The 1,811-nt window shown below is 57.1% G+C and carries 2 protein-coding genes; both read left to right on the top strand.

Annotation, left to right across the window (positions count from 1 at the left end):
- Positions 1-120 precede the first annotated feature (120 nt).
- Positions 121-1,011: a DMT family transporter gene (locus DW925_RS09960; protein ID WP_225093980.1), complete on the top strand. Its 891-nt coding sequence runs from the start codon at positions 121-123 to the stop codon at positions 1,009-1,011.
- A gap of 225 nt (positions 1,012-1,236) precedes the next feature.
- A partial coding sequence (locus DW925_RS09955) for a PTS sugar transporter subunit IIC (RefSeq protein ID WP_147330331.1) occupies positions 1,237-1,811 on the top strand: 575 nt, incomplete at its 3' end.

The raw sequence follows: 1,811 nt of genomic DNA, 5'->3' as shown, positions 1-1,811 counted from the left end.
TCATCGGCGCGTTCTTCGGCGTGCTGGCGTAAGGGCCCGGCCTATTATTTGCCCCCAAGGGAAACGGCGACCCATTGCGGTCGCCGTTTTTTATTACCGAAAGCTAGTTGGAGGTGCTTCGTGATTCGATCTGACAATCCACCCGATAATGGCGTGAGCGGGGCGATGTATCTATTTGGCACGGCGCTCTTGTGGAGTTTTATCGGCATCCTCGTTCGCGCCAATTCGCAGTCAGCTCTTTTGATCGGTGCCGTCACGGCAATATTTATGGCGCTCTTTATCCTGCTCGTCGGCAGACCCGTCCTTCGCGTCAGCCGTCTTATTGTCCTTGTGGCCGTCTGCAACTTCGTGACGGGCACCACGTTTAACTTTGCCAACCAGCTCACGACGGTCGGCAACGCGATCGTTCTGCAGTACACCTCGATGATTTTCGTTATCGTGTATCAATCGCTCGCAACTCGCACGTTGCCCTCGCCTGCGAAGATTGCCTCCGTGGTGGTTGCTTTTACGGGTATGGGACTTTTCTTTTTAGGTGATTTGAGCGCCGAGGGCATGCTCGGAAATCTGCTTGCCGTCATTTCGGGCGCCACCTTTGGGCTGTGTTTCTTTTTAAACTCTCGCCCCGATGCGTCGCCCATGGTGTCCTCGCTCATCTCCTGCGGCATCTCGATACTTCCGATCGTCTATTTTGCCGGCGACCTAGGCTCCGTGAAACCCTTTGAGTGGGGGCTTATGCTGGTGCATGGCCTTTTTTGCAGCGGCCTTGCGAGTGTGCTGTATGCCAAGGGGATTGCGCGCACCAACGCGTTTGCGGCCAACTTGGTTTGCATGAGTGAGGTCGTGCTCGCTCCCTGCTGGTCGGCGCTCCTCTTTGGCGAGGTCTTTCGCTGGAACGAGTTTTTGGGCGCAGCGATGATCGTTTTGGTGATTGTGGCCAACTTGGCATCCGATGCTTTTGGCGACGGCTTTCTGGTGGCGCTTGTCCGCCATCGAAACAAAGAGCGTGCCTAATGGGATGCGCCTGCCGTTTACGGTAAAAAACACCCCGCTGAGCGACTGGTATTAAATAAGGCGAACCTGCATACCTATAATTGGTATCAAATCATTTGTGCCTGGCATGGGTGTTAGCAGCACACCAGGTACGCTTCGAGCCGTGGAATCGAACTCCCGGAATTGATATCAACAACGCGCGCGACGGGAGTGACGACGGTTCGAGATTCCTTATTGGGAGGAATTATGCTTGTCCAAGCAATCCTCGTCGGCTTAGTCGGAGCGTTTGGATGCCTCGACTACCAGCTCGGCACCCTCTACGCGTTCCGCCCCATCGTCCTGTGCCCGCTCGTGGGCCTGGTGCTGGGGGACCTGCAGACTGGCCTTGCCGTTGGCGCCAGCCTGGAGTTGCTGTTCATGGGCTCGATTTCCATCGGCGCCTACGTGCCGCCTAACGAAACCGTCGGCGGCGTGCTCGCCTGCGCGTTTGCCATTCAGCTCGGTCAGGGTACCGAGACGGCCATCGCGCTCGCCATGCCCATCGCCGTCCTTGCGCTGACGATCGGCAACATTACCAATGCCTTGTTCCCTGTGTTTGTCGATATGGCAGACAAGTTCGCCCTCAAGGGAAACCTCAAAGGCATCTACGCCGTTCATTGGGGAATTGGAATCTGGGGCTGCGTCGAGTACTTCCTGCTGTGCGGCGGCGCCTTCTATTTGGGTTCCGACGCCATCCAGGGCCTGCTCGACTTCATCCCGCCCTTCATCATCGACGGTTGCGGCGTTGCCGCCAACATCCTGCCGGCCATGGGCTTCGCCAT

The organism is Collinsella sp. AM43-1, from assembly GCF_003467925.1.
GTDB lineage: Bacteria > Actinomycetota > Coriobacteriia > Coriobacteriales > Coriobacteriaceae > Collinsella.
This window is presented reverse-complemented; position numbering and strand designations above follow the sequence as displayed.